A 22,766-nucleotide genomic window follows, 5' to 3' on the forward strand; every position below is an offset into this window, starting at 1 on the left:
GCTTTTATGTCGAAAAAAAGATCATTGTCATTAAGAATAAAAAAAGCAGCCTAACGACACGGTGGCTGCTTCCATTATTGTTTTTCTTTGGGTCAATTAAATGACACTATTGTTTCGGTGGTTCCGCCATTAAGTAACGAGTTCCTGTATAGAGCGTTTCACACCAAGAGACATAATCATGTCCACTTGGTAGCTCAGTCGCTTCCACCTGATAACCTTTATGCTTCAATACATCCAATAATCGATAATGATTTTGAATGATACCGCCCCAACTACCACGTTGCTCAAATAGCCCCGCTTCAAGGTAAAAACGCAATGGTTTTTTCGACATCTGCTCTATTTCGCGGATCAGCCACTCAGGCTCTTTTCCTTTAGGTGCCCACCAATAAGAGCCTGACATACTGAGTACATTGCCGAATAATTCAGGATGTGAGAGGGCGTTCCAAGTCGCGCCTAATCCTCCATAACTCGATCCGGCAATAATGGTTGACTGTGCAGGTGCTTGGATGCCTTTTGTTGCTAAGACAGGCATCAGCTCTTTTGACAGCATCTTCGGAAAATCAGGATTTGGTGGTAACTCGACGTTGCGGCGCTCGGAGCTAATGCTATCAAGGAACACCACATACATTGGTGGTATTGCGCCCTCCGACATCCACTTATCAAAAAAGTCAGCCATTTTGTAAGTATGCAAGTAGGTTTGTCCATCTAATAATACCAACACCGATGGCTTACTCATTGCGACCGCAGGGCGATACAGATAAATCTGCCTATCATTATTTAACAGGTTACTGTGAAAATTAAATGATTCTAAGCGGCCTTTACGTTGGTGCCCCTCAATCTTGGCAAAGTCGCATTGACGTTTTTCTGGCGCTAATGACAATAATGAAAAGCGATTATAGCGATCCGTCGCAAATGACGGGATCCCATGCGCATTGAATGGATCGGCTTGTGCCGTCGCCAAAATCGCTTTGCGTTGCGCGAACCCACCTTCTGTCACTTTCGGCACATCAGGGGCGATTTTATATTGTGACAAAGTGTCTTTCGGAACGATAAAAGTGCGATACCAGATATCCGTATTCGGGATATGGGCCATGGTTTCATGATTCCCTGAAGGCGCACCTAAAATATAAGCATTGGCGGTTGCACCACGCCATAAAAAAGTGACCTTCTTTTGTCCTTTTTTGTACTCTTCAACTAAGGGGGTTCCCTGTGCTTTTACCTCTCGCCAAAAAGCGTCTGTCGTTTTCTCTTGTTTATGTGCATCAAGTAAAGCTTGTAATTTAGGGCTATCAATTTTATGTTCCGCTTCAATCGCTAATGGTTGATAGTCAGTTAAATTAAATTTGAGATGCCAAGGCTGCTCCGGTGCACCTTGTAAATTGAGGTAATATTGCCCCTGCTTGGGCACAATATAAGAGACAGAATGCGGCTCTGTTTGTGGTAAATGTTGTACTAACACGCGAATGGGTTGCTTATCATTCCCTGAAAGCACAGCTTCTGAAATACCATCCCCCTCTTGGCGAATGTACTGTTTATTTGAGATTTCAACCAGCAAACAGCTATGACCTTCGCTATTATGAATCCCCTCAATAGAAGGAGATAATTCATCCAAGCGAATACAATCTGGAACGGCTGCCATAGCTGCCGATGAAAGTAAGATACAGCCTAATAACGGTAACGATTTCACATCCATTTCCATTGAGAAAGAGTTTCAATAGCAAACATTACTATCAAATTAACATTTCAAACTCAATGATTACCATAATGTTTTTCCATAAATTGCTGGAATAATTGCAATGCACTTAATAGGCGGTGCCTTTGTTCTGGTGTTAAACGTAAATAACGGCGGATTGCTGGCATTCGACACACCATCTCGGAAGCGGTAAAAGGCTCTATTTCACAATGCCAAACCCCATCTTTGATCACTAAGTGAAAATAATTAAAGTCTAACTCTTCAAGTGTTTGAGCAATAATGGGGTACTCTTTCAATAAATTAACGACGGCTTGCCCTTCTTCATCCTTCGAGATGAAATGAACATGTTTTTGCTTTAAGCTCCCGCGGGTTTTCACCGTAATTTTTGCATTGATAGCTGAACCACAGCGCCCTGTCACAGAAAAACGGCTAAATACAATAAACGCCATAAATAAGGTTTTAACACGTTCAGTCACTCGAATAGTCAATGACGCCTGCGGGTGTATTAGGAGCTCCCCTGGAGCTCCCCATTCACATTGATACGGTAAAATATCACGCTCTACCCTATTCAAGGTTAACCCTTGTTGATAACCTGCTGGCAACCGTTTTTTATTTAAACGCTGCCAAATGTTGCCCTTAGGCGAGGTTGCGTAGTGGCTCAATTTTCACCCCCTTCAACTCTTCCTCAGTAAAGGTGCTTGATAGCACTTGCTCAACTGGAACAGGTTTAAATGGATTTACTTTCTGCACAAAGACAGTCCAAATTAAAGCGTAACTTGCTGTCAGACTTAACATAATAATAAAAGGAATGTAGACATCAGACTTATTCATTCCCGGCGGCGTAATATAAATAATCGCCAAGATAATGCCGACGCTAGAAATAATTTGTGGAAGCGGGAAAAACGGTGAACGATAAGCGCGATGTAAATCAGGACGACGAATACGTAATAGAATAACCGAGATAGTCACCAACAAATACGCCGTTCCCCAAGAACATACTGCCGCTAAAACTAATGGAATGATCCGGTCTAAATCACCTTGGATCGCGAAAGTATGTAGGCAAGGGATCATCACCGCCACAAAAATACCAAATACTGGTGTTTTAAAACGTGGATGCAGGTAAGCAAAGATGCGAGGTAATGCGCCATCAAGAGCCATACCATAAAGGATCCGTGGCACCGCCGCCATCAATGTGTTAATCGTTGCACCACCCGCTAATAACAGCGCAATACCAATCCAATATTTACCAATATCCCCAAACACTTGCCCCGCGAAAGCAGGGATCGCCATTGGTGTTTCTAACAAGCTAACATTGTTCGCGGGATCAACAATAATGTTTTCAACTTGGTGTGTCATTGAAGCACCAAATAAGAACATACAAAAAGCAACACCACACAGCCCCGTTGCCATGGCGCGAGGAATAACTTTTGCTGAATTTTTAATTTCAGGGGCCATCGGTGTGACCAATTCACAACCGACAAACATAAACATCGCCATCCCCACAAAGCTTAACACGAGTGTTGGGTCTGAAATATTTAATCCAAGACCAAACCAGCCTTCAGCTGATGCATGGAATGGCATTAATAATCCGGCAATACCAAATATGACTAAAGTACTCCACATCGCAAACGTGAGCACCACTTCCACTTTACTGAAAGCTTCGATACCAAAGGCATTGAGTAGGCCGAATGTGATCACTAAGCCAACCCCAACCATCCAAGAAGTGTTACTGGTTTCCATCACGGTATTGAGACTTTCAAAGTTTACCAATGCCATGATACCCGACAGAATTGTCTCCGCCGTTCCTGCAAACACATGCACAATCAAATAGGCTGATAATGCCCCCGTAATTGCCCAAAAACGCCCCATACCACATGAAATATAATCATAGACAGAACCTGATGTTGGCAAAATCGCCGCTGCTTCAGAGAATGTCGTCAACTGAGCTTGCATCATGATAAAACTCAGCAGTACGGCTAACGCAAAAGTATCACCGCCGATCCCGAAACCGCTTGTCACCGTCAAGATAACAGGGCTTGCCATAATTACACCCACAGAGCTAGCTAGGGTCGTTGGAAACCCTACTTTCCCCTTTTCAATATGTGAGGTTAATTTTGAGGATATATTCATTTTGCTTCCCTCTCTTTCTCAGAACACAGTCATGATTGTGAATTTTTTGTAAAAATAGAGTGACTGCATTGCCACTATAGAAATAAGCATAATCTTGCCGCTATCGTCCTAAAGGACGATACCCATAGGGGGAGGGAATAAAGGGGATAGCCGCGAAAAGTACCGGATAAATTGCAAAAAAAACAAATAACACATTAAAAATCAATAAATAACAGACAGCTAGATTATTAATATGTTAATAAAGTAGTAACGAAAGATACAGATTGGCGAATTGAGTGAGTTGGCTTATCACCGATGAAGTTTAAATATTGTAATCAAGCTCACGTTATTAACATGTTTATTTTATGTTAACAGAAATTAGTTGCATGATAATGATTGGACCCACTACGGAAGGTAATATGATGAAGACACCCCCTTTGTGCTACCACCAGCGAACATTAATCAACTGTTGCTTGAACACAATTGCTCATATTATTCCTGTTTCGGCATCCGTTTATTACTTGGTGGATGATTTTTGGCAGCCTGATAACCATGTGCTCTATGGTATTAGCTCACGTATGCATCAAGATTATTTAAAGCATTTTTATCAGTTAGATCCGTTACACCCCGATAAATTCCGAGGTGATGATTTACGATTAGTCAGAATGGCACCTGACATGAAACAACAAAGCCAAGAGTTTTATAACGACTTTATGAGGCCAAATAATATTACAGATATGGCAGAGATTTTTATCCGTCGTAAAAACAAGATCATCGCAGGGATCTCCGTATTGCGGGATGCTCCCTTTCAACAACAAGAAGTTATGCGGCTTAACGCGATTTTACCTATTGCTGAATTAATGACTTTTGACATTTTGCCTGATTCTCTGGTTTCTTATACCCCGAAGGAGCAAGAGATCATTCACTTAGTCCGAGAAGGCGCAAGCAATAAACGTATCGCTTTGCAACTTGGGGTCTCACTGTCTACGGTGAAAACCCATTTACGCAATATTTTTACTAAGGCGAATGTCAGCAACCGCACAGAACTGGTTTCATCCGGTTTTATTATTCGCCAAGAAAAGATGCTGTGAGTGCTTAGACACAGCCCTTAATAAATTCATGGAAAAACCAATATATTTGATTCATTAACCATATAATTATTTGTTTATTTAATAATACAACTGGGAGTAAATGCATTGGCAACGCCCCTATTACATTGCTCTCCAAATAGGATTGAACACCAATGCATTTCATTCTTAAATAAATACGTTCACTATCACACTCAATGAAGTATTAGGCAAAGTCCTGTTATTCAACTAACGTAATTACATTAAGGGAAGTACTTTTCAACTAAGGCATAAATGATCGCAACCGTCTCAACATCCGCAATACCATCATAGTTTTCTGGTCTAAAGTGAAGCTGAAAAGCTCGAATTAACATTTTATAGCCATTATCTGTATTCGCTTTTGAAACGTCATACCCATAGCGTTTTAGCTTCTCTAAAATTTCTGCTTTTTCTGGTAATCCCCCGTTATATTTCTGCATATAACAAGATTTAGTCGCCTCATCATACCAAGCCCCAATTCCTGCATCATAAAGTTGTTTCCAAGGAAACGCTGCACCGGGATCACTTTTACGCCCATCAGGTGCAATATCCGCATGTCCGACAATATTGGTAGGAATAATATCAGGGTAACGTTCGATAATATTTAATGCTAATTGTTTGATTGCTTCAATTTGCACTTCATTATATGGCGGAAAAAGAAAATTCCCGTTGTTATCTTGAGCTTCATTAACAATTTCAATACCTATCGAAGTATCGTTCAAGTTAGTTCTACCAGCCCATGCACTCACGCCTGCATGCCAAGCTCTTTCATTTTCATCAACTAAATTAAAGACTCTCATCTCCTTAAACCCAGCATCTGTATACATTTTATCTGTTGGGTCGGGAACTAAATAATGAGCACTTACAGCGGCATTTCCTGATAATGCATTAACTGAACCTTGAAAATTCAAAGCAGTGTAATGCATGACTAAAAACCTTACTCTACGATTAAAACCTTTTATTGAACGGTACGCATTGTAATCGACTTTTAACATTATCATACCCTCATTGATACTGAATTAGCCTAACAAGGATAAAATTAAAACTGATTATCATCCCCTATTGTTGTCGGGATAAAACCAATATTAATTTCGCTGGAAAAAATAGTTCAATCTATCAGCGATATTCAGATGATTCATCTCAATTTATCAAATAGCTTTTTGACCATCTGTGCATTATTTAATGTAAAAAAATGCAATCGCTTGTTTTCTTTTATATACTCTCCGATGAGAAATTGAGTAAGCTGAATACCAAATGCACTATGGTTATTAATATTACTCGGCCTTATGTGTTTCTTTATCCATAATGGATAATCGATCGCATTATTTTTAAAAAACGACTCAATAAAACTAAAGTTAAGCATAGGCATCATTGATATTGTGATAGGAATATCATTCCCCAATTGCTTTTTCATATAAGAAAATGCATTTTTATTCAAACATAATTGACTAATAAGCTCTGTAACGCCTAATTGCAATTTTTTTCTTAGCCAATCAATTTCTATTTCAGGTATGATACTCTCTTTGTGATAATCAGGATAAATACTGGATTTTATCATCACTTCAGGGTATCTCCTCCGAATAAAATCAATAAGTTCTATGCCATAATTAAATGGGAGTTCCTCATCAAAACGGTGTCTATCCCCCCTAATAACAAACAATTCTGTTATATCATTCTTCAAATACTCTTCAATAATAAAACATAACTCACATTCATCTTTATTATTAATCGCAATATGAGGAACCACATTTACATGAGTAAGGTTCTTTAATTCACAACACGTATTATAGGTATCTCGCCATTCAGTTTTACCTATCTCAGTATTCACTGTATAGAATAAGGGCGTTAGCTCTTCAGTATTTTTTAGCAAATGTTCTAATGTATTATCTATTTTAGACATAGCACTGATTTCAAAGCTTAAGGCTGTTTCCATATACATACCCTCGCTCTCTAACATTTCGCCACTAAAGCTTCACTCATTCATTAATCATAAGTAACAGCATCCCAAAAAACAAAACAATCGAATATTTAAAATAGAGGACATCTTATACCTTTAATCATTTTATTAAACGTTTATAGATGACTTGAAACACGGTTCCTCAACTCACTATTCTATAGAGAAAACACTGAATTATTTTAATTTTATATTCAATAACTTTATCCTTTTATTTAAATTATAGTTCATCATAGGAGAACAACTAAAATACTTCAACAAACAAAATACGCATAAAACGAGTGGTTTTTTTCTATCAACTCAGTCATGGCGCATATTCACGAACTCATCGAACAGACAGAATCAATCAATATTTAATTGATTACGAGGTTGATATAGGAAATCAAACGATTAATTTCATTATTATTGGTGCTTATTATTTTGAGAATTAAAAATGGTGATAGTGAACTCAGAAGATGAAGAGAATCATAAAACAAAGCATATATTAACACGTATAATGACTCATTATGCGTGTTAATATCAATAAAAAATGGTAAAAATCAATCCATTGATTTTCACCATCACCAAACGTAATTCAAATTAAATATACTCAAAAATTAATACACCACCACCACTCATATTACCTACCGATGCATTAGCCCTATTTTTTCCTAATGTCATACCAATATCTAATGTTTTATTTGTAATGCCTTGTAAAGTGGTAATTAACTGTTTTTTATTATCCACGGATAGCTCACCATACCAACCCGATGACGTGTTACCTAAATCTAAACTAGTACGAGTTGGATTAGCACTATCAATTGGTTTTGATGGTCGGTAAGTCACTTTAATATTGCCTGGATGAGTACAACTAACCGTTATTGTTTTAGTCAAATTTTTACCTTCTGCTAATGACTGAGGTAATGTACCAAAATTAAAATCTAATTGAGTTTTATCGACTCGACACGTATTCACCACCGTGACATAAAAGTTTAACCTTGCTGAGTTTTTAGGCTGGATTAGCGCAACAGAACTTAACCATTTACTAGGTACCTCCGGATTCCTTACCCCAAACAAAGTTGTATCCACTTGAATAATATGCGGTGTACTTCTAATCGGTAAATTTGTATTACTAATTAAAGTTACTGCCGTTTGCCCACTAAAAGCCATCGGTGTATAAGGTACTGAATTGCACGTTGCACGCCCGACATTACCTGCACTTTGACCTATTTTTGCGTATTGAGCATTAGGATATCCCGAAATTGATCCCAAAGATTGAGGTAAAACAATTCTAAAATCAAATGCCTTCCGCGTTACAGGATCAACATATCTCACTGTATTTGGTACGATAACATACTGCACGTTAATTGAATTAGGAGAACCACCATAAGGAGCACAGGCACGAGTCCCCCAAGCATATTCTGTCATTCTCCCGCCAGAGCTACTTAAAATGGCATTCAACGTTAAGTTTACACCATTAAAATTAGCCCCTGTCCAAGTTGTATTTGCGGTAAACTGAGTGCCATTATATCCCATGACAGTCCAATCATCAGGGTCTCCAGCGGAGCTAATATTTGAAAAAGCAAATAATACGACCGGTAGTAAAGAAAAAAATTTTTTCATCATAAGACCTAATTCAGATTATAAATAACTCATCAAAATAGCCACCGTACTGTCAAAGCTACCTTCAGTTAATAGTGATTTATCAGGTGTAATTAAAGATGCACGAAGAATAAATGAGCCTTCTAGCTCATTACTCCCAAAAGGGATCCACTTATTTAAATCAAGATTAGTATTTTCTTTTGTCAACGAAATTCCTAACCCCTCCTTTGATGTGCGTAATACATTATTACCTACCTGTGTATAAATGCCATATTTTGTCGGATATAAATATAAGCTCATCACTTTGTTAGCGGGTACTGAACTACCAGCGCAGTTATATTTAAGTTGAATATCTTGATAAGCAGTTCCACTCTCTACGTCAGAAAAATCAATGTTATCAAAGTTCACAAACAAGGGGGATTGATTATTATTGCCTAAAACGGTACAGACCGGAGCAACAATCGTTGCACTAATATTTATTCTGACATCTGCACGACCGCTATTAAAATCAGCGGCAAGACTCCAATTGGATAGAAACAATAATAATAAGAGTAACTGTCTTGTCTTTATCATATTATTTCCTCTTATTAATTATAATTAACCATAACACTTGCTGTGCCATGAATAGTGCCAGGTTTAGCGAAATCACCTTTAGTTAAAAATGCATTTAAAACTAATTCTGCTTTACTATCATTAGTAACCTGTACTTCTAAAGGTTGATTAAATGATATAGGCTCCCCACTCATGCTTTCTAGGCCGACAATGAGACCGGTTCCACCTTGCGTTTTCAAATAATCAACGCCATTTCGCCTATATACATTAGTAGAGTCTAATGAAATTTTTATAATCTTATTCATCAGTGTCGGCGTACAATTTTGAAATTCAATTGCAAATGATTTTTTATCCGAGATATTGCCACCGATTTCAATATAGCCTAATGAATAAGGTATGAATTGAACTGTTATATCTGATTGTTTAATTTCACACTTTTTATCGACTAAATTACCATTAAAATTAATAACCAATTCACTGGCAAAAGCGGGAGATACCATCAAGCTAAGTAATATGACCAGTATTTTTTTAATCATAATCTAGCTCCATAATCACTGCTCTACCCTTAATGTTTTTAGTCTGTAGATAAACATTATTTCTACCTGAGAATAGCTTCTGAGATGCCATCACTTGCTGATTACCTTCAAACACTTTCGCTTTTGCCTGTAATGGAATTTTTATATTATTATCATTAAACAAGCATTTATCTAACTCAATAAAAAAGAAACTTCCAACATATTCATTAGCTAAAATGACACACGGAGAGTACATTAAACTTATTTTAAAATTCAGTTTTCCACTTAATTCATTCATCTTCATTGCAGATGTCACATCATTCGAAGGAAAATAATTGTTTTCCTCATACTGAGTGGCCATGCTACTAAATGAAATAAATAAAGTGTAAAACACTAAATAAAAATACTTCATTGCACTCTCACTTTGTTAGCTCTGAAATTTATTGTTTATCAGCTTTACAGACGGATGAATCACAGTTAAATGAAACTGTTGGCCTTCCGCCATAGTCGTTAATATAAGTAAGATAAGGCTTTTGAAAATGAGCAGTCTTGACTTGATAAGAACCAAAAGGTTCGATCATAAACGAATCAAAGGCACCATTTTCTGACTTATTTCTATCACCGGCTAAGCCTATCACGGTCAAATAAAAAGGTGATGTATTTTTAACCACATAACCATTGCTGACAGATTGTAATTCTAAATCTAAAGCCCAATTGGTTTTTGCCTTATCTAAAATCGCCTCTGGGCGATAGAATAATTTAATTCTTGACTGTAATGCGACCTGCATAACATTCGGTTTATCACTTTTAGGCGGGATCTCTCTTAAATTAAAGTAATAAACAGACTCTCTATCTTTCGGTAACTGAGATACATCCGTCGTCGAGATTCGAATCATACTTTTTACGTTTGGTTCCAAACGTTGAACCAATGGTGTTGCAATTAACGGCCCTGTTGTTAATTTATTACCATCTTTATCATCAATCCAAGCCTGAGCTAAATAGGGCAAAGTATCACTTTGATTCTCAATATTAATAATGACTGGATTAGAGCTCCCTTCTACTATCGCTCTTGTTCTATCAAGAGAAACCGCGGCCATGCTGTTATGTGCTATAAATAATAGTGGAATTAACAATAATTTATATTTCATAAAAACTCTCTATTTCTCACAAATTAAAATAATTTGATTTACATTATCTAAGGTTGGTAAGGTCGTACTGCATTGTATTTTATTAGACCAGTTGATATTTAACTTTTCTTCTGATTGAACCGCTGTTAACCAAACTAATCCATTATCGCTTACAATCCCGACCTCTCTCCCTTTTTCATTTAATACCTGAGAACCAAATGGTGGTGACCCTGAGTTATCAGACATTTTAATCGTTGCAAATAATTTAAAACCTTTATCTGCACTTATTTTTCTATATCCAATAGCGCCTTCTGTTAAGGCGATATCATAAATTGTATTTGATGATTCAATATTATCTGGTAATTTACTCATATCCACATTGTAACTATTTTTATAATAGTTAGTCATGTTAGGAATAACGCCAATACCTAATCCATTCGTCACGGTTGTACCATTATTTAAAGGAACATCCGCGATATTATTTGTGTCTATCATTAACCTTGAGGCAGAAGAATATGATGAACTGTGTAAAGCTACACCATGTTGCGTCAATGTCACCCCACCATTGAGTCCTAAGCCTAAACTACTATCCCCTTTATCCGAGATAGACATATTACTATTGATAGATGCATAGCGTGTCGGTAAATCATACATTCCAGCAAGTGTACTTTGTTTTTTGGCATCTTTACCGTAGCTTGTCGATGCACTTATATTATAGTAGTCATTATCATCTGTTAAATTAGACACTGAAACACGCGAATTATAAGTATCGTTATATTTCATTGTATCAAAAGTATAAAACTGCTTACCAAATGGCACAGAAAGCATTAAGCTAATTTGGTCATCATATTTATTTTGATAATAGCTTCTATTTGCTGATAATGTAATGCTTCCTCCCTGTAGTTTTAAGTAAGGAAGATTGATACTTTTACCTATATTAAGACCATATTGATGAGTTTGACCTCTATCCCAATATTGTTGCAATTGATAATTTAAGTTTATATTAAACTCGCCTAAGCGCTTAGAAAGCGTTATTTGATAACGTTCTTTTTCGCTATCAACAACCCTATCATCTCTTAAATCTAAATATTGGGATAATGTATAGTATTTTCTATCAGTAAATCGATACCCTGCAAAAGTTAAGTCCATATCGTAGTCATCGAATGTTTTCGAGTAATTAACACTATATGAGTTACCTGAAGGACTATCATGATCTAATTGTGCGAACGAACGCGTAATGTTCACAGAAAGTGCACCAAACCGATTCATAAAACGACCAACACCTAATGAAACCTGTTGATAGCCTTGGCTAATATCTGTTGCACCGTTTAACGACCAATTGTTATTTAAACCGTGAGAAGCCTCTGCTCTAAAAAAGAACACACCACGATATACCGAATGATCCACTTTTGTCGGTTGCCCCGCAGATACGTTATATCGTGTGGTGCCCGGACGCGTTAAATACGGAACATTCGAACTACTCACTGTAAATTGTTGTTCAGTACCATCCTGCTCAATAATTTTTACGTTAAGCTCACCACGAGTTCCACTGTTTAATGATTGAATCTTAAATGGTCCAGCAGGTACATTTCCATCGTGCAATACACGTCCGAGTTGTGTAATGACAACTCGCGCATTCGTTTTAGCTATACCTGTTATCTCTGGTGCATATCCACGTAACCTTGGTGGTAACATGGAATCATTAGTGAATAATGATAATCCTGTAAATTTAATTGGCTCTAAAATTTGTGAGGGGGTTGTACTCTCACCAATCACTAATTTAGAATCTAGCGCTTTTATATTTCTATATAAATAAATGGCATTAAATAAAAAATTACGTATTGTCGATGTTTTACCATTGGAATTTTGTCTTTGATAATTACCATAGTATTCACTACGTAGGCGCCATGCTCCCATATTGGCGCCAAGATATCCACTAATGGAAGCAATCTGATTCTTTAAGCTATCCCGATCACTATATTGATAGTTTGCATTATAGTCTAATAACAACCCACTGATACCTTCATCCCACAATGATTTCGGTAACCAGTTATTATCCATATATTCGAGATATAATTGTGGTATATTCAGCGTCACAGTGCCTTCGGATAAATTAGGGATAACACTGACCCCTTTTAATGCCGAAAAATCAATACACGCCCCATCATTCCAATAGGTTAATTGGTCAATATACTTTTCTTTAATACCTAAGCTATTAATGTATGACTTATCAATGCACACATCACTGACAGAGGCATCTGTACTATCACCAATAATTTGAATAGGAACTGTAGACTGCGTCAATTGAGTACTATTTATAATGATGTTAAAGAAATAAGTTCCCGGTAGAATGAAATTAGGATTTTTAAATCTTGAGACGTCAATGTTAGCTTTATCTTCGCTATCAAGTATATCGGTATTAAACTCTACAGCGTAAGACACTTTAGTCAAACAAAGCATCGATACCATGAATATCGTTATTTTTTCTTTTGTTGATAACATCATAAATACTCATTAGATTAATAGTAATCGATATCAAATGTAATGATACTTGAGAATTCTCCTAATTGAGGCTTTAGCTTATCAACAACAATAACCTCAGATAAAAAGTCTAATTGCTGTTCATTAATCGATTTTGTTTTCCCAGATATTCTTTTTAATTTATAAATTGGGTAGTATTGATTAGGTTTAACAACATCGTTTCCACTTAATATATAAATAGCTAAACCATCGGCATCATTAAATTTAAAGCCATTAAAATTATTTGTTGCTGGACCTGTAAACTTTATTCGTACAGGCGATTTTTCATCATTGAAGTAAGAATTTGATAATTGGCAATTATTTAAAATTATTTTAAATGGTTTCTTTATCTTATTTTCTTCTAACTTGCTTAAGGCATAGGCACCAAAATCAATAATTTGGTCTTTACTCGTCAATTGAATTGAGCAACCAGAAGCGAGTACCTCTCCTTTTACTGTTGCCTGTCCCCAATTCATTGCAGCAAAGACTGGCATACTGAAAATAGGTGAGAATAACAGAGTAATAATCAGCAAGCTTTTCATAGTATTAATTTTTCAAATTATAGGCTCCTTCGCCTAATAGTGAAGGAGCCTGTATAACTTACTGGTATGCGATTTCGAAAGTAGAGATCGTTGAGAAATCACCTGCTGTTACAGCATTAGCACCCACCTTCTTAACGAAAGCAGAATAAGTCAATGTATTATCACCATCACGTAGGTTCAGTGCCGCAGGGGTTCCAAAAGTAATATCTTGGATACCAACTGCAACGTTTGCTGCGCTACCTGATGTTGCTAAAAGATTTTGACCTGCAATTTTGCTAACACCATCAAAAGTAATCGTTGCGGTCTTAGTAACTGTGACTGGGTTTTGTGGATCTGTATCGTCAATAGAAGTCAAAGAACAATTTTTCAGGTTCAATTCAAAATTTTTGTATTTTGAATCGCCCGCATTTAATTGGCTTAGAGATAGCTGACCAAAATCAACAACCGTTGCCGTACCGCCTTGACCCGCATCTAGGTTACAAGGAGTATCACGAACTTCACCTTTGAAAGTCACGGTGCCTGAGTTAACATCTGCAAGTGAAGCGAAAGATGTGGTTAACATAGCCGCTGCTAATACAGCCATAGCTTTATTTAATTTCATACTATTTCCTATCAATGTTTTAAGTTGAATTATAAATTGAATAATAAAATTAAGACTATTTAATTACTCAACACAGATAAACATATCTGTATTAGAAAGCATTTTAGATAAAACACTTTCTAATACATAAAAATTCACGAAGTCCATCCCCATTAGCTATAAAGCTAAAAGGTTAATTTGATATATTAGAAAGACAATACAGCTAAAACTAGTTTAACTTTTACCTATACTATAAAGATTCTTTAAACAGAAATAGGCTATCATTTCATAGCATGTAATCTTTTGGCGTTATATGGCAATCATCAGACTTAAAGAATGACGAATATGAAATAAAGTCTAAAAATGACACATTCATCACTGATAGTATAAATGTAAAATCTGATAATGAGAGTGTATGATAACCTCTTTCATACCGTGAAATTTGCTGTTGACTTACACCTATTAATTTACCAAGCTCAGCTCCCGTTAACCCTTTTTTTATTCTAATCATTCTTATAAATTCACCAATTTCAGAGTTAATCACATCAAAATGTTCTTTTTCTTGTGAAACCATAAAACAATCTCTCTAGTGCAAGTATTTATCAGAATAAAAAAATGAAAAACCAAATAGAAATAAATTATTAGATAATTAAATACTCTTTATTTGCATGTAATCTAACTCTTATCTATATTCGATTAAAGAAGTTTATTTCGATCGAACAAACCACTTACGATAGGTGAGACCTATCAAGTGACATAAATTGTTCGATGAATTAAATAATAATATAAATACAACTACTGGATTTTCACAACTAACCAAATGATTAAAAAGACTTTTTGAATAATACACTTTAAATGATTACTTTATATTTTAATAATCCCATTAAATTAATATACGTATATTTACCCATTATTATTAAAATAAACTTTTACATATGAAAACATTAAAAAATACGTATACCCTTTTCTCATGTTTTTCGCTAAAATAATTTTTTAGATAAAAACAAACTTAATAACATTATCGTAAATAAAATAACCAAAAGCAAAAACAACGAAAATGAGTTTTATTATTTTTTATAATATTTAAAATTAAAAAACAAACATTTTAATTGTCTTTATGATTATTTACCCCTACCATCAAAGCATTATCTACTAAATTATCTTGTATCTCACTCATCGATTTTTGTAAATTCAAGTAAACTCTCTTTTCGTGTTAATTTTTAATATGTTTCCCAAAAACCAACACAAAACCATATCGAGAATTTGTCGTTTGAGAGTTAATAGTGAATGCCGTTACAAATAACCTTCAAATCGGTTACCTGTACATTGATAACTCGCTCTTGCTAGGTGGCTTTTGAACGTGACACTGAAACTAAAATGAGTTTACGGCGATTTGATATCTATCTTTAGACTAAAAATAATTAATGGATAAGCGGTATCCTGCATCGTCTCACAATCAATATCAGAAAACGTTCTAACCTATCTAAAGGGCATTCTGTGCCCTACCTAACACTGGGTTATGTACGTTGTTAAGGCACTCTCTTCGAAGATTGTGATACCGACGTTACCAAGAGGAAAAAGATAACAAAAGCTCAGGGAGCACGGGTTTTCATGAGTGACCTCCACTGATAATTTTCTCCAGCCGAGTCTCAACGTTCCTTTAAGGCTAATGTTAGAAAAGCTGCGCCTGACTTTTTGGAGATAAAAAAAAACCCAGCGTTAGCTGGGCAACCACTATAAAATTGACTCAAAAAATACTCGATACAACACGTCCAAATACAACTACTGGCAACACTGCATTGGAGGCATGCTGAATACAACAACATTAACAATTAATAACGAACCATGACCGACTTCAGTTCTGTGTAATGTTCAATAAACGCACTGCCGAATTCACGACCGATACCCGAGGATTTAATCCCGCCAAAAGGTACGGCAGGGTCAAGGAATGTGTGCATATTGACCCAAACGGTTCCTGCCTCGATACGTGAAATCATACGCATCGCCTTACTCAGATCGTTAGTCCAAAGGCTCGCGGCCAAACCAAATGGCGTACTGTTCATCTGTTCGATCAACTCTTCTTCATCATCGTAACTTAAGAAAGTACCCACTGGACCAAATGTTTCTTCTTTCATTAACGCATCATCTGGGCTGTTCGCACGGATAATGGTTGGCGGTACGAAATAACCCGCACCAGCTATCGGCTGACCACCGTAGACAATTTCATTGCCTTCTTTACGCGCTTTCTCAAATAACCCTAAAATCTTTTCATAATGGGCTTTATTCGCCAATGGCCCCATTTCGGTTGTTTCATCCAACGGAGAACCAATTTTCAAGGTAGATAAACGCTGTTTAAGCTGAGCTAATACTTCATCCATCAAAGAAGATGGGATATAGAAACGCTCCGCTGCCGCACAAATCTGGCCTTGATTGAGGTAACCCGCTTCAATAATGCCATCAACAATTTTTTCAACAGGCAGGTCAGCCAAGAAAGCCGCCCCATTCTTACCGCCTAATTCGAGGGTTACACGGGTGAGTTTCCCTTCCATTGCAGCTCGGCCTACGGCAAGTCCTGTGGGTACTGACCCCGTAAAGGTCACTTTCGAACATAATGGGTGACTAATTAACGCTGGGCCAACTTCACGACCACCGCCGTTAACAATATTAATAACACCATCAGGGATCCCAGCTTCTTTGGCTAATTCAACCACTCTCAGCATAGTTAACGGTGTAAATTCGCTCGGTTTTAAAACAATAGTACAGCCACAAGTCAGCGCCGCTGCCAACTTCCAAATGGAAATCATAATTGAGAAGTTCCACGGAATAATGCCGGCAACAACCCCTACTGGTTCACGCTGGGTAAAGGCTGAATACTGTTCACCTTTAAATGATGGTAGAGAGACATTCAGTGTTTCACCGCTAATTTTTGTCGCCCAACCTGCAAAATAACGTAAGAACTGAGCAGCAGAGCCAACTTCAAGAAAACGCGATAATTGGATGGTTTTCCCTGAACATAAGGTTTCTAACTGCGCCAGCTCTTCAAGATGTTTTTCGAGCAAGTCCGCTAAGCGATTGAGGCAGTTACCTCTCTCCATCGGCGTTGTTTTTGCCCAAGCACCACGAAAAGCGGTGTAAGCAGCCTGCATAGCAGCATCCACTTCGGCCTTAGTGCCTTCTTTCACTTTCGCGATAACTTGCTCTGTGGCAGGGTTAACGACTTCAAAGAAGGCATCCCCCTCACCGGAAACTGGCTGGCCGTTGATAAAATGTCCATGTTGACGTTGCAAAAACGCACTAACTTCCGGCAATAGGGCTAATTGATTCATCGTTATCACTCCACTTTTAAAAATAAATTATGCGTTTACACAAGCAAGATAATGCTTAACAAAACGCTCAGCGGTGATCTCCCATAGGACTTCAGTGCCTTTAGCAGCAAACCAAGTGTCACCTTTATGATATTCAACAGTCTTACCTGTTTTGACATCAGTCAGTTTGACTGAGCCTTCGTATACTGTCGCCATTTCATCAAATGGGTAAACCATTTTAAACTTACCTTTAGTACAGGCAAAAATACCACACGTTAGGTTATCTGTTGGCTCACCATGGATCATCGCAACGCTAGCTTGTGGGTCACCTTCAACAACCTCTGATCCTAAATTGGTTACACTACCAATATTCAGTAAATCAGGAAGTGGTTTGTTTAACAGTAGTGGACTAATCATGACTTCACCTTTTTATTTATTAACACGATGGTACAAAATAGTTGAGTTAGCGGCGCCCCTGCCAGTAACCCGATGTTTGGTGCATAATTTTTGCCAGTGATACGATGACATTACGCAGTTTGTCCTTACCAATGATGTTGGCATGAGGAATAGAACTCATTAAGTCATAACGGCTTGACCCTTCGACCATACCTTCTGCAAGCACTTTGCACACGATCTGGCTCGGCGTCACACCAAAACCGGAATAGCCTTGTACATAAAATACATTTTTATGTTGTGGCAATGTTCCTATTTGCGGGAATAGGTTCGCACTACATGCCATCGGTCCGCCCCATGCTAATTCGATTTTGACATCTTTTAGATAGGGGAAAACTTTTAGCATCAAATTACGGTTCCAAGCTTTTAGATCAGACGGGATATACTCAAGAAAATGCGTTGAGCTACCAAACAGCAGCCTGTTTTCTTTTGTCACTCGGTAATAATCAATGACAGGGCGAATATCACTGTAAGCACCACGAATAGGGCTAATTTGCTCAATGAGTTCTTCAGGTAACTCTTCTGTCATTAATTGATAAGCGTAGGTATTAATGGTTTTTGGGTAAATTGTGGGTTCAAGACCATTCAGGAATGAGTCACAAGCCCATAGCATTTTTTGCGCTCGCACAGATCCCATTGCCGTACGCACTGTGATGGTATTACCATATTCCACATTGACGACTTGGCTGTTTTCGAAAATTTTCGCGCCATAGACTTCGCTAATAGCTTTTGCTTCACCCAAGAGTAAATTCAAGGAGTGAACATGACCGCCGCCCATATGCTTGATGCCACAGGTATATGCATCCGAACCAATGATCTGTTTAAGATCAGAGCCTGAGTAAAACTCAATTTCCTCATCTGGATCGACGGCTTTAAAATCATTCAACCAACTGCGTAACGTTTTTTCTTGGCGTTTGTTACTCCCTAAGTAGGCGTAACCACGACAAAAATCGGCATCAATATTATATTTAGCAATACGGTCGCGCATGATCCCCGCCCCCATGTTGCTAAGCTTAAAAATAGTTTCTAAACCTTCCTTGCCAACATATTTTTTAATGGCGTCAATATCATGACCGATTCCCGCCATGACTTGTCCACCGTTACGCCCTGAACCGCCATATCCCAAATAACGCCCTTCTAAAATCGCGATATTGGTGATGCCTTTTTCACATAATTCAAGTGCCGTATGGATACCGGAAAAGCCACCACCAATGATCACAACGTCAACATCTAAGTCTTCTCTCAATGTTGGAAAACGTAGGTCATACTTTTTAGTAGCAGCGTAATAAGTTAATGATTCTACTTGGTTATTCATAATGGATACCCTATTTAGTATCTTTCGATAACCTCGATTATCTTAACCTTGCTTTAACATTTACATAGCCCTTTAGGGATATTTGAAACATTGATTTAACATTTGTGACACAGGTAGAATATTTCGATATAAACAACTAATTTAAAAATAAAACAAAAACAAATTAAATCATAATATTACGTATTATTTTTATATTAATAATCACAATTTTAAAGTCATGCTTGATGTTAGAAATTTCAACACAAACAGCGACGATAAGAAGGGTGGTTTCGATGATTCATTAATAAGTTAAACAATTCTGCTTGAGAATTAATATCCAACTTTTGATAGATATTCTTACGATGGTTTTTTACTGTGCCTAAACTAATAAAGAGAGACTGCGCAATCTGCGGAGAGCCTTTACCTTCAAGGATCAGCTCCACTATTTCACACTCTCTTGGCGTTAAACCGAAACGAGTCTGCATATCTGCTAAGCGATAGTGGCTAGAAACATCATTTGGAGAAATTTCTTTATGCAGTTTTGCCATGCTACGAATAATTTCAAATGCTTCTTTTAAAGGTGCCTGTGTTGATTTTTCAGATAAAAACGGTTCATCTTCATTACCAAAAAAGATCCCTAACTGCCTATCTGCGGTGATTTCCAGTAGCAGCCCCGCTTCATCACACCAACCTGTTTTCCGGTAAAAATTGAGATAGTAATCCGTGTGATAAAAACCTTTTGGTGCTAGTTCTCTCAATGTCAGCACCTGGGAGCCTCCCCCTTTTTGTAACTCTTGGTAGAAAGGATCCATAAGGTAAGCCCCGCGTTGATAAATGCGGTTCACACTGTCACTGTTGCGCTTTTCAACTTTCGATAAAAAGCGTGGTGGGGCATCTTTTTCAAATGAATAAACAATGGCATTATCAAATGCAATAAATGATGATAGCCATGATAATAAATTAGGATAAAATTGGTTGGTTGCAACAGAATCAATCACATCAGGTAGTTTATCCAGATAGTTTTCCATTCTGCCTCCAAAGTCATTAACTTATTAATAAGCTATTTTCTCTAAGCGATAAAATCAGCTGCCAAAAGCTTATAAAAACCACATTATCCTAAGCAACTCAATCCAATTGTTATTAATATGTTAATCAAATCACACTCTCGTCCAAAAGTATTAATAATTTGTTACCAACTATTTATCACCATCCATATAAATCCGAGATGTATCACAGGAAATGTACACGCAATTTTTTAACCTTAATAACACGCTTAGATAGACTCAATTAGCAATGGATCCTATGGTTAAGCTCATTCCTTAATACATTCATGCTTAACCATTTTCCTGCCAACTTTAGGAGAGAAAAATGCCACAAAAGAAAATCATTTTAGACTGCGACCCCGGCCATGATGATGCAATGGCAATTCTATTGGCATTAGGGCATCCTGATATCGATGTGCTAGCAATTACTACTGTCGTCGGTAATCAAACGTTAGATAAAGTCACCCACAACGCTCAAGCCATCACTGAATTCGCTGGTGGAAAACAAATCCCTATTGCAGCAGGCTGTCCTCGCCCACTAATACGTAACATCCAAAATGCGGCAGAAGTACATGGTATAAGTGGCCTTGATGGCACCCATCTTCCTTCCCCTACACAGCCACTCGATAAGCGCCATGCCGTTGATCTCATCATAGATACCCTAAAATCCCATCCACCTAAAACGGTCACACTCGTTCCTACTGCGGGGCTAACTAATATTGCCCTTGCTGTAAGAAAAGCGCCTGAGATCGTCGAGTTAGTTAAAGAAGTGGTTTTAATGGGAGGAGGCTACCACACCGGAAACCGTTCTGCGGTCGCCGAATTCAATATTGCTATCGACCCAGAAGCTGCTCATATTGTGTTTAATGAACGCTGGCCACTCACCATGGTAGGCCTCGATTTAACACACCAAGCAAGGCCGACAGACAAAATTATGGCCGATATCGCCGCACTCAATACACCGATAAGCCAGTTTGTCGTGGACTCATTAAGTTACTACACTGCGGGATATCGCCAACGTAATGGAACCAATGAGCACGCCCCTGTGCATGACCCTTGTGCTGTTGCTTATGTTATTGATCCAACATTAATCACAACCCAAAAAGCGCCGGTAAATATTGAATTACAAGGGGCACTGACCACAGGGATGACTGTCACTGATTTCCGGCATCCGCCAGCTAGCGACTGCCATACGCAAGTTGCGACTCGATTGGATAATGCTAGATTGTGGGAATTGTTTATTGATTCATTGAAAAGATTACCTAATTAGGCCTTTTCAAAACAAGGGTAGCCAATGTTTCCATTCGCTACCCTTTAGCGATTATTTAGCGATAGCTTTCAACTTAGTGTAACGACGGATCAAACGCCATTTTAACTTGATCGTCGTCGCATGAGACCAGATCACATCCCAATAACCTTTCTCAAAAAACATGCGGGCGACATCTCGCTGTGTTTCCGGTGATTTAATGGCAAGTATGGCTTGAGTAATCCCAAGCCCTTCTTTACCGACCTGCCATAAACACGCTGGCGCCTGTTCAACCTGTTTCGGATAGCGCTTATAGATATCCAACAGCATATCAATGATTTTCAAATAGGTATTTATCTTACGAATAGACCGTTCATCCCCTTGCAAGGAGTGGGAAACCGACTGATTATGGATCAGATAATCGTAATATTGCTCATTAATAAATTGAACTCGCTTCGCCACCAGCAGTAATTCCGTAGTCCATGGAATATCTTGATGGTGCAATTTAGGTTCAAAGGAAAAGTTATGCTGGCGAATTAAATCCAAACGATAAAGATTCAACCAAGTCACATGTAAAAATTTACGTGAACTTAAACCAATTTCCAGCCATTCAGGGCCACTAATCACACCTGTTGATGGTACTTTATTGGGTGGAAAAATCGCTTTTGGTGCATCACCATTAGTGTAAATATATGTTCCGTTACAGGTGGCTACATCCAAATCTCCCGCCAACGCAATTTCTAACAAGCGACCATACATTTTAGGACTAATTTCGTCATCAATATCAGGGAAAGTGATATATTTCCCTCGCGCTTCTGCCATGCCGGTATTACGTGCGACAGAAACCCCCTGATTGTCTTGCGTTAATAATGTAAAGTGACTGAATTTATCTTGATACTGGCGGATCACCGCCTCACTGTTATCTTTTGAACCATCGTTTACGACAATTAATTCCCAATTACTCAGATTTTGCGCTAATAAGCTATCAAAAAAATGAGGAAGAAACTTTTCACCATTATAAACGGCAACGACAATACTCAAAACAGGTGCAGGAGACATGTATTAACCTTATTAAACCATTCATTCGAAAGCCACCTTCCTTGGTCACTTTCTGCTATTATTTTGTTCAAACGATACTTTTTAAAA

At 37.7% G+C, this 22,766-nt stretch carries 21 protein-coding genes; 2 read left to right on the top strand and 19 right to left on the bottom strand.

Annotation, left to right across the window (positions count from 1 at the left end; all coding sequences use genetic code 11):
- Positions 1–106: 106 nt before the first annotated feature.
- From PR675_RS16155 to PR675_RS16165, 3 genes are read right to left on the bottom strand one after another with little or no spacing between them, the layout of a single operon-like run.
- On the bottom strand, positions 107–1,693 hold the full coding sequence (locus tag PR675_RS16155; RefSeq protein ID WP_223854867.1) for an alpha/beta hydrolase-fold protein: 1,587 nt from the start codon (positions 1,691–1,693) through the stop codon (positions 107–109).
- A gap of 56 nt (positions 1,694–1,749) precedes the next feature.
- Positions 1,750–2,355 carry a DUF3156 family protein gene (locus PR675_RS16160; protein WP_060560948.1) on the bottom strand — a complete coding sequence of 202 codons (606 nt, stop codon included), beginning with the start codon at positions 2,353–2,355 and terminating at the stop codon, positions 1,750–1,752.
- Positions 2,330–3,823 (bottom strand): APC family permease, encoded by a 1,494-nt coding sequence (locus PR675_RS16165; protein WP_004926576.1) that lies wholly within the window; start codon positions 3,821–3,823, stop codon positions 2,330–2,332. The genes PR675_RS16160 and PR675_RS16165 overlap by 26 nt, the downstream gene beginning before the upstream one ends.
- Before the next feature lie 398 nt (positions 3,824–4,221).
- On the opposite strand from PR675_RS16165, the gene PR675_RS16170 reads away from it, so the two are divergent.
- A complete protein-coding gene (locus tag PR675_RS16170) occupies positions 4,222–4,893 on the top strand; it encodes a LuxR C-terminal-related transcriptional regulator (RefSeq protein ID WP_014656840.1) in 672 nt (223 codons plus the stop codon).
- 239 nt (positions 4,894–5,132) lie between these two features.
- Here the strand turns inward: PR675_RS16170 and PR675_RS16175 are convergent, their stop codons facing one another.
- The 15 genes from PR675_RS16175 to PR675_RS16245 form a co-directional block, all read right to left on the bottom strand.
- On the bottom strand, positions 5,133–5,903 hold the full coding sequence (locus PR675_RS16175; protein WP_014656841.1) for an N-acetylmuramoyl-L-alanine amidase: 771 nt from the start codon (positions 5,901–5,903) through the stop codon (positions 5,133–5,135).
- Between the two features lie 140 nt (positions 5,904–6,043).
- Positions 6,044–6,841, bottom strand: a complete 798-nt coding sequence (locus PR675_RS16180; protein ID WP_072197208.1) for a methylenetetrahydrofolate reductase — start codon at positions 6,839–6,841, stop codon at positions 6,044–6,046.
- Positions 6,842–7,441: 600 nt separating this feature from the next.
- Positions 7,442–8,464: a PapG chaperone-binding domain-containing protein gene (locus PR675_RS16185; protein WP_101495259.1), complete on the bottom strand. Its 1,023-nt coding sequence runs from the start codon at positions 8,462–8,464 to the stop codon at positions 7,442–7,444.
- An 18-nt stretch (positions 8,465–8,482) separates the two neighbouring features.
- Entirely contained in the window at positions 8,483–9,016 is a 534-nt protein-coding gene (locus PR675_RS16190; RefSeq protein ID WP_004926558.1) for a fimbrial protein, read from the bottom strand.
- A gap of 14 nt (positions 9,017–9,030) precedes the next feature.
- Positions 9,031–9,531: a fimbrial protein gene (locus tag PR675_RS16195; RefSeq protein ID WP_004926555.1), complete on the bottom strand. Its 501-nt coding sequence runs from the start codon at positions 9,529–9,531 to the stop codon at positions 9,031–9,033.
- Positions 9,524–9,922 carry a hypothetical protein gene (locus PR675_RS16200; protein ID WP_036941941.1) on the bottom strand — a complete coding sequence of 133 codons (399 nt, stop codon included), beginning with the start codon at positions 9,920–9,922 and terminating at the stop codon, positions 9,524–9,526. Before PR675_RS16200 ends, PR675_RS16195 begins: the two co-directional genes overlap by 8 nt.
- A gap of 28 nt (positions 9,923–9,950) precedes the next feature.
- The gene (locus PR675_RS16205) at positions 9,951–10,658 is read right to left on the bottom strand and encodes a fimbrial biogenesis chaperone (protein WP_060560946.1); all 708 of its coding nucleotides are present in this window, start codon (positions 10,656–10,658) and stop codon (positions 9,951–9,953) included.
- A gap of 9 nt (positions 10,659–10,667) precedes the next feature.
- Positions 10,668–13,142, bottom strand: a complete 2,475-nt coding sequence (locus PR675_RS16210; RefSeq protein WP_060560945.1) for a fimbria/pilus outer membrane usher protein — start codon at positions 13,140–13,142, stop codon at positions 10,668–10,670.
- Between the two features lie 14 nt (positions 13,143–13,156).
- Positions 13,157–13,699, bottom strand: a complete 543-nt coding sequence (locus PR675_RS16215) for a fimbrial protein (protein WP_004926542.1) — start codon at positions 13,697–13,699, stop codon at positions 13,157–13,159.
- A 58-nt stretch (positions 13,700–13,757) separates the two neighbouring features.
- Positions 13,758–14,300 (bottom strand): fimbrial protein, encoded by a 543-nt coding sequence (locus tag PR675_RS16220; RefSeq protein WP_004926539.1) that lies wholly within the window; start codon positions 14,298–14,300, stop codon positions 13,758–13,760.
- A gap of 265 nt (positions 14,301–14,565) precedes the next feature.
- Positions 14,566–14,853 carry a helix-turn-helix domain-containing protein gene (locus PR675_RS16225; protein WP_004926536.1) on the bottom strand — a complete coding sequence of 96 codons (288 nt, stop codon included), beginning with the start codon at positions 14,851–14,853 and terminating at the stop codon, positions 14,566–14,568.
- A gap of 1,258 nt (positions 14,854–16,111) precedes the next feature.
- On the bottom strand, positions 16,112–17,605 hold the full coding sequence (locus tag PR675_RS16230; protein ID WP_004926533.1) for an aldehyde dehydrogenase family protein: 1,494 nt from the start codon (positions 17,603–17,605) through the stop codon (positions 16,112–16,114).
- 27 nt (positions 17,606–17,632) lie between these two features.
- Complete coding sequence (locus tag PR675_RS16235; protein WP_004926531.1) at positions 17,633–18,001, bottom strand: cupin domain-containing protein; 369 nt, start codon at positions 17,999–18,001, stop codon at positions 17,633–17,635.
- 46 nt (positions 18,002–18,047) lie between these two features.
- A complete protein-coding gene (locus PR675_RS16240) occupies positions 18,048–19,352 on the bottom strand; it encodes an NAD(P)/FAD-dependent oxidoreductase (RefSeq protein WP_004926527.1) in 1,305 nt (434 codons plus the stop codon).
- A gap of 236 nt (positions 19,353–19,588) precedes the next feature.
- Positions 19,589–20,359 (bottom strand): helix-turn-helix transcriptional regulator, encoded by a 771-nt coding sequence (locus PR675_RS16245; protein WP_014656847.1) that lies wholly within the window; start codon positions 20,357–20,359, stop codon positions 19,589–19,591.
- 340 nt (positions 20,360–20,699) lie between these two features.
- Between PR675_RS16245 and uriH the strand changes: the two genes are divergently transcribed.
- Entirely contained in the window at positions 20,700–21,644 is a 945-nt protein-coding gene (uriH, locus tag PR675_RS16250; protein WP_060560944.1) for a uridine-preferring nucleoside hydrolase UriH, read from the top strand.
- A 51-nt stretch (positions 21,645–21,695) separates the two neighbouring features.
- Here uriH and PR675_RS16255 read toward each other — a convergent pair whose 3' ends face one another.
- Positions 21,696–22,679 (bottom strand): glycosyltransferase, encoded by a 984-nt coding sequence (locus PR675_RS16255; protein WP_004926519.1) that lies wholly within the window; start codon positions 22,677–22,679, stop codon positions 21,696–21,698.
- Positions 22,680–22,766 lie beyond the last annotated feature (87 nt).

Source organism: Providencia sp. PROV261 (assembly GCF_028477945.1).
GTDB lineage: Bacteria > Pseudomonadota > Gammaproteobacteria > Enterobacterales > Enterobacteriaceae > Providencia > Providencia stuartii.

What these genes read in the sequence shown, in the direction of transcription:
- PR675_RS16155 (WP_223854867.1), bottom strand. Translation starts at nt 1,693, where the DNA reads ATGGATGTGAAATCGTTACCGTTATTAGGCTGTATCTTACTTTCATCG.
- PR675_RS16165 (WP_004926576.1), bottom strand. Translation starts at nt 3,823, where the DNA reads ATGAATATATCCTCAAAATTAACCTCACATATTGAAAAGGGGAAAGTA.
- PR675_RS16170 (WP_014656840.1), top strand. Translation starts at nt 4,222, where the DNA reads ATGATGAAGACACCCCCTTTGTGCTACCACCAGCGAACATTAATCAAC.
- PR675_RS16175 (WP_014656841.1), bottom strand. Translation starts at nt 5,903, where the DNA reads ATGTTAAAAGTCGATTACAATGCGTACCGTTCAATAAAAGGTTTTAAT.
- PR675_RS16180 (WP_072197208.1), bottom strand. Translation starts at nt 6,841, where the DNA reads ATGGAAACAGCCTTAAGCTTTGAAATCAGTGCTATGTCTAAAATAGAT.
- PR675_RS16185 (WP_101495259.1), bottom strand. Translation starts at nt 8,464, where the DNA reads ATGAAAAAATTTTTTTCTTTACTACCGGTCGTATTATTTGCTTTTTCA.
- PR675_RS16190 (WP_004926558.1), bottom strand. Translation starts at nt 9,016, where the DNA reads ATGATAAAGACAAGACAGTTACTCTTATTATTATTGTTTCTATCCAAT.
- PR675_RS16195 (WP_004926555.1), bottom strand. Translation starts at nt 9,531, where the DNA reads ATGATTAAAAAAATACTGGTCATATTACTTAGCTTGATGGTATCTCCC.
- PR675_RS16200 (WP_036941941.1), bottom strand. Translation starts at nt 9,922, where the DNA reads ATGAAGTATTTTTATTTAGTGTTTTACACTTTATTTATTTCATTTAGT.
- PR675_RS16205 (WP_060560946.1), bottom strand. Translation starts at nt 10,658, where the DNA reads ATGAAATATAAATTATTGTTAATTCCACTATTATTTATAGCACATAAC.
- PR675_RS16210 (WP_060560945.1), bottom strand. Translation starts at nt 13,142, where the DNA reads ATGATGTTATCAACAAAAGAAAAAATAACGATATTCATGGTATCGATG.
- PR675_RS16215 (WP_004926542.1), bottom strand. Translation starts at nt 13,699, where the DNA reads ATGAAAAGCTTGCTGATTATTACTCTGTTATTCTCACCTATTTTCAGT.
- PR675_RS16220 (WP_004926539.1), bottom strand. Translation starts at nt 14,300, where the DNA reads ATGAAATTAAATAAAGCTATGGCTGTATTAGCAGCGGCTATGTTAACC.
- PR675_RS16225 (WP_004926536.1), bottom strand. Translation starts at nt 14,853, where the DNA reads ATGGTTTCACAAGAAAAAGAACATTTTGATGTGATTAACTCTGAAATT.
- PR675_RS16230 (WP_004926533.1), bottom strand. Translation starts at nt 17,605, where the DNA reads ATGAATCAATTAGCCCTATTGCCGGAAGTTAGTGCGTTTTTGCAACGT.
- PR675_RS16235 (WP_004926531.1), bottom strand. Translation starts at nt 18,001, where the DNA reads ATGATTAGTCCACTACTGTTAAACAAACCACTTCCTGATTTACTGAAT.
- PR675_RS16240 (WP_004926527.1), bottom strand. Translation starts at nt 19,352, where the DNA reads ATGAATAACCAAGTAGAATCATTAACTTATTACGCTGCTACTAAAAAG.
- PR675_RS16245 (WP_014656847.1), bottom strand. Translation starts at nt 20,359, where the DNA reads ATGGAAAACTATCTGGATAAACTACCTGATGTGATTGATTCTGTTGCA.
- uriH (WP_060560944.1), top strand. Translation starts at nt 20,700, where the DNA reads ATGCCACAAAAGAAAATCATTTTAGACTGCGACCCCGGCCATGATGAT.
- PR675_RS16255 (WP_004926519.1), bottom strand. Translation starts at nt 22,679, where the DNA reads ATGTCTCCTGCACCTGTTTTGAGTATTGTCGTTGCCGTTTATAATGGT.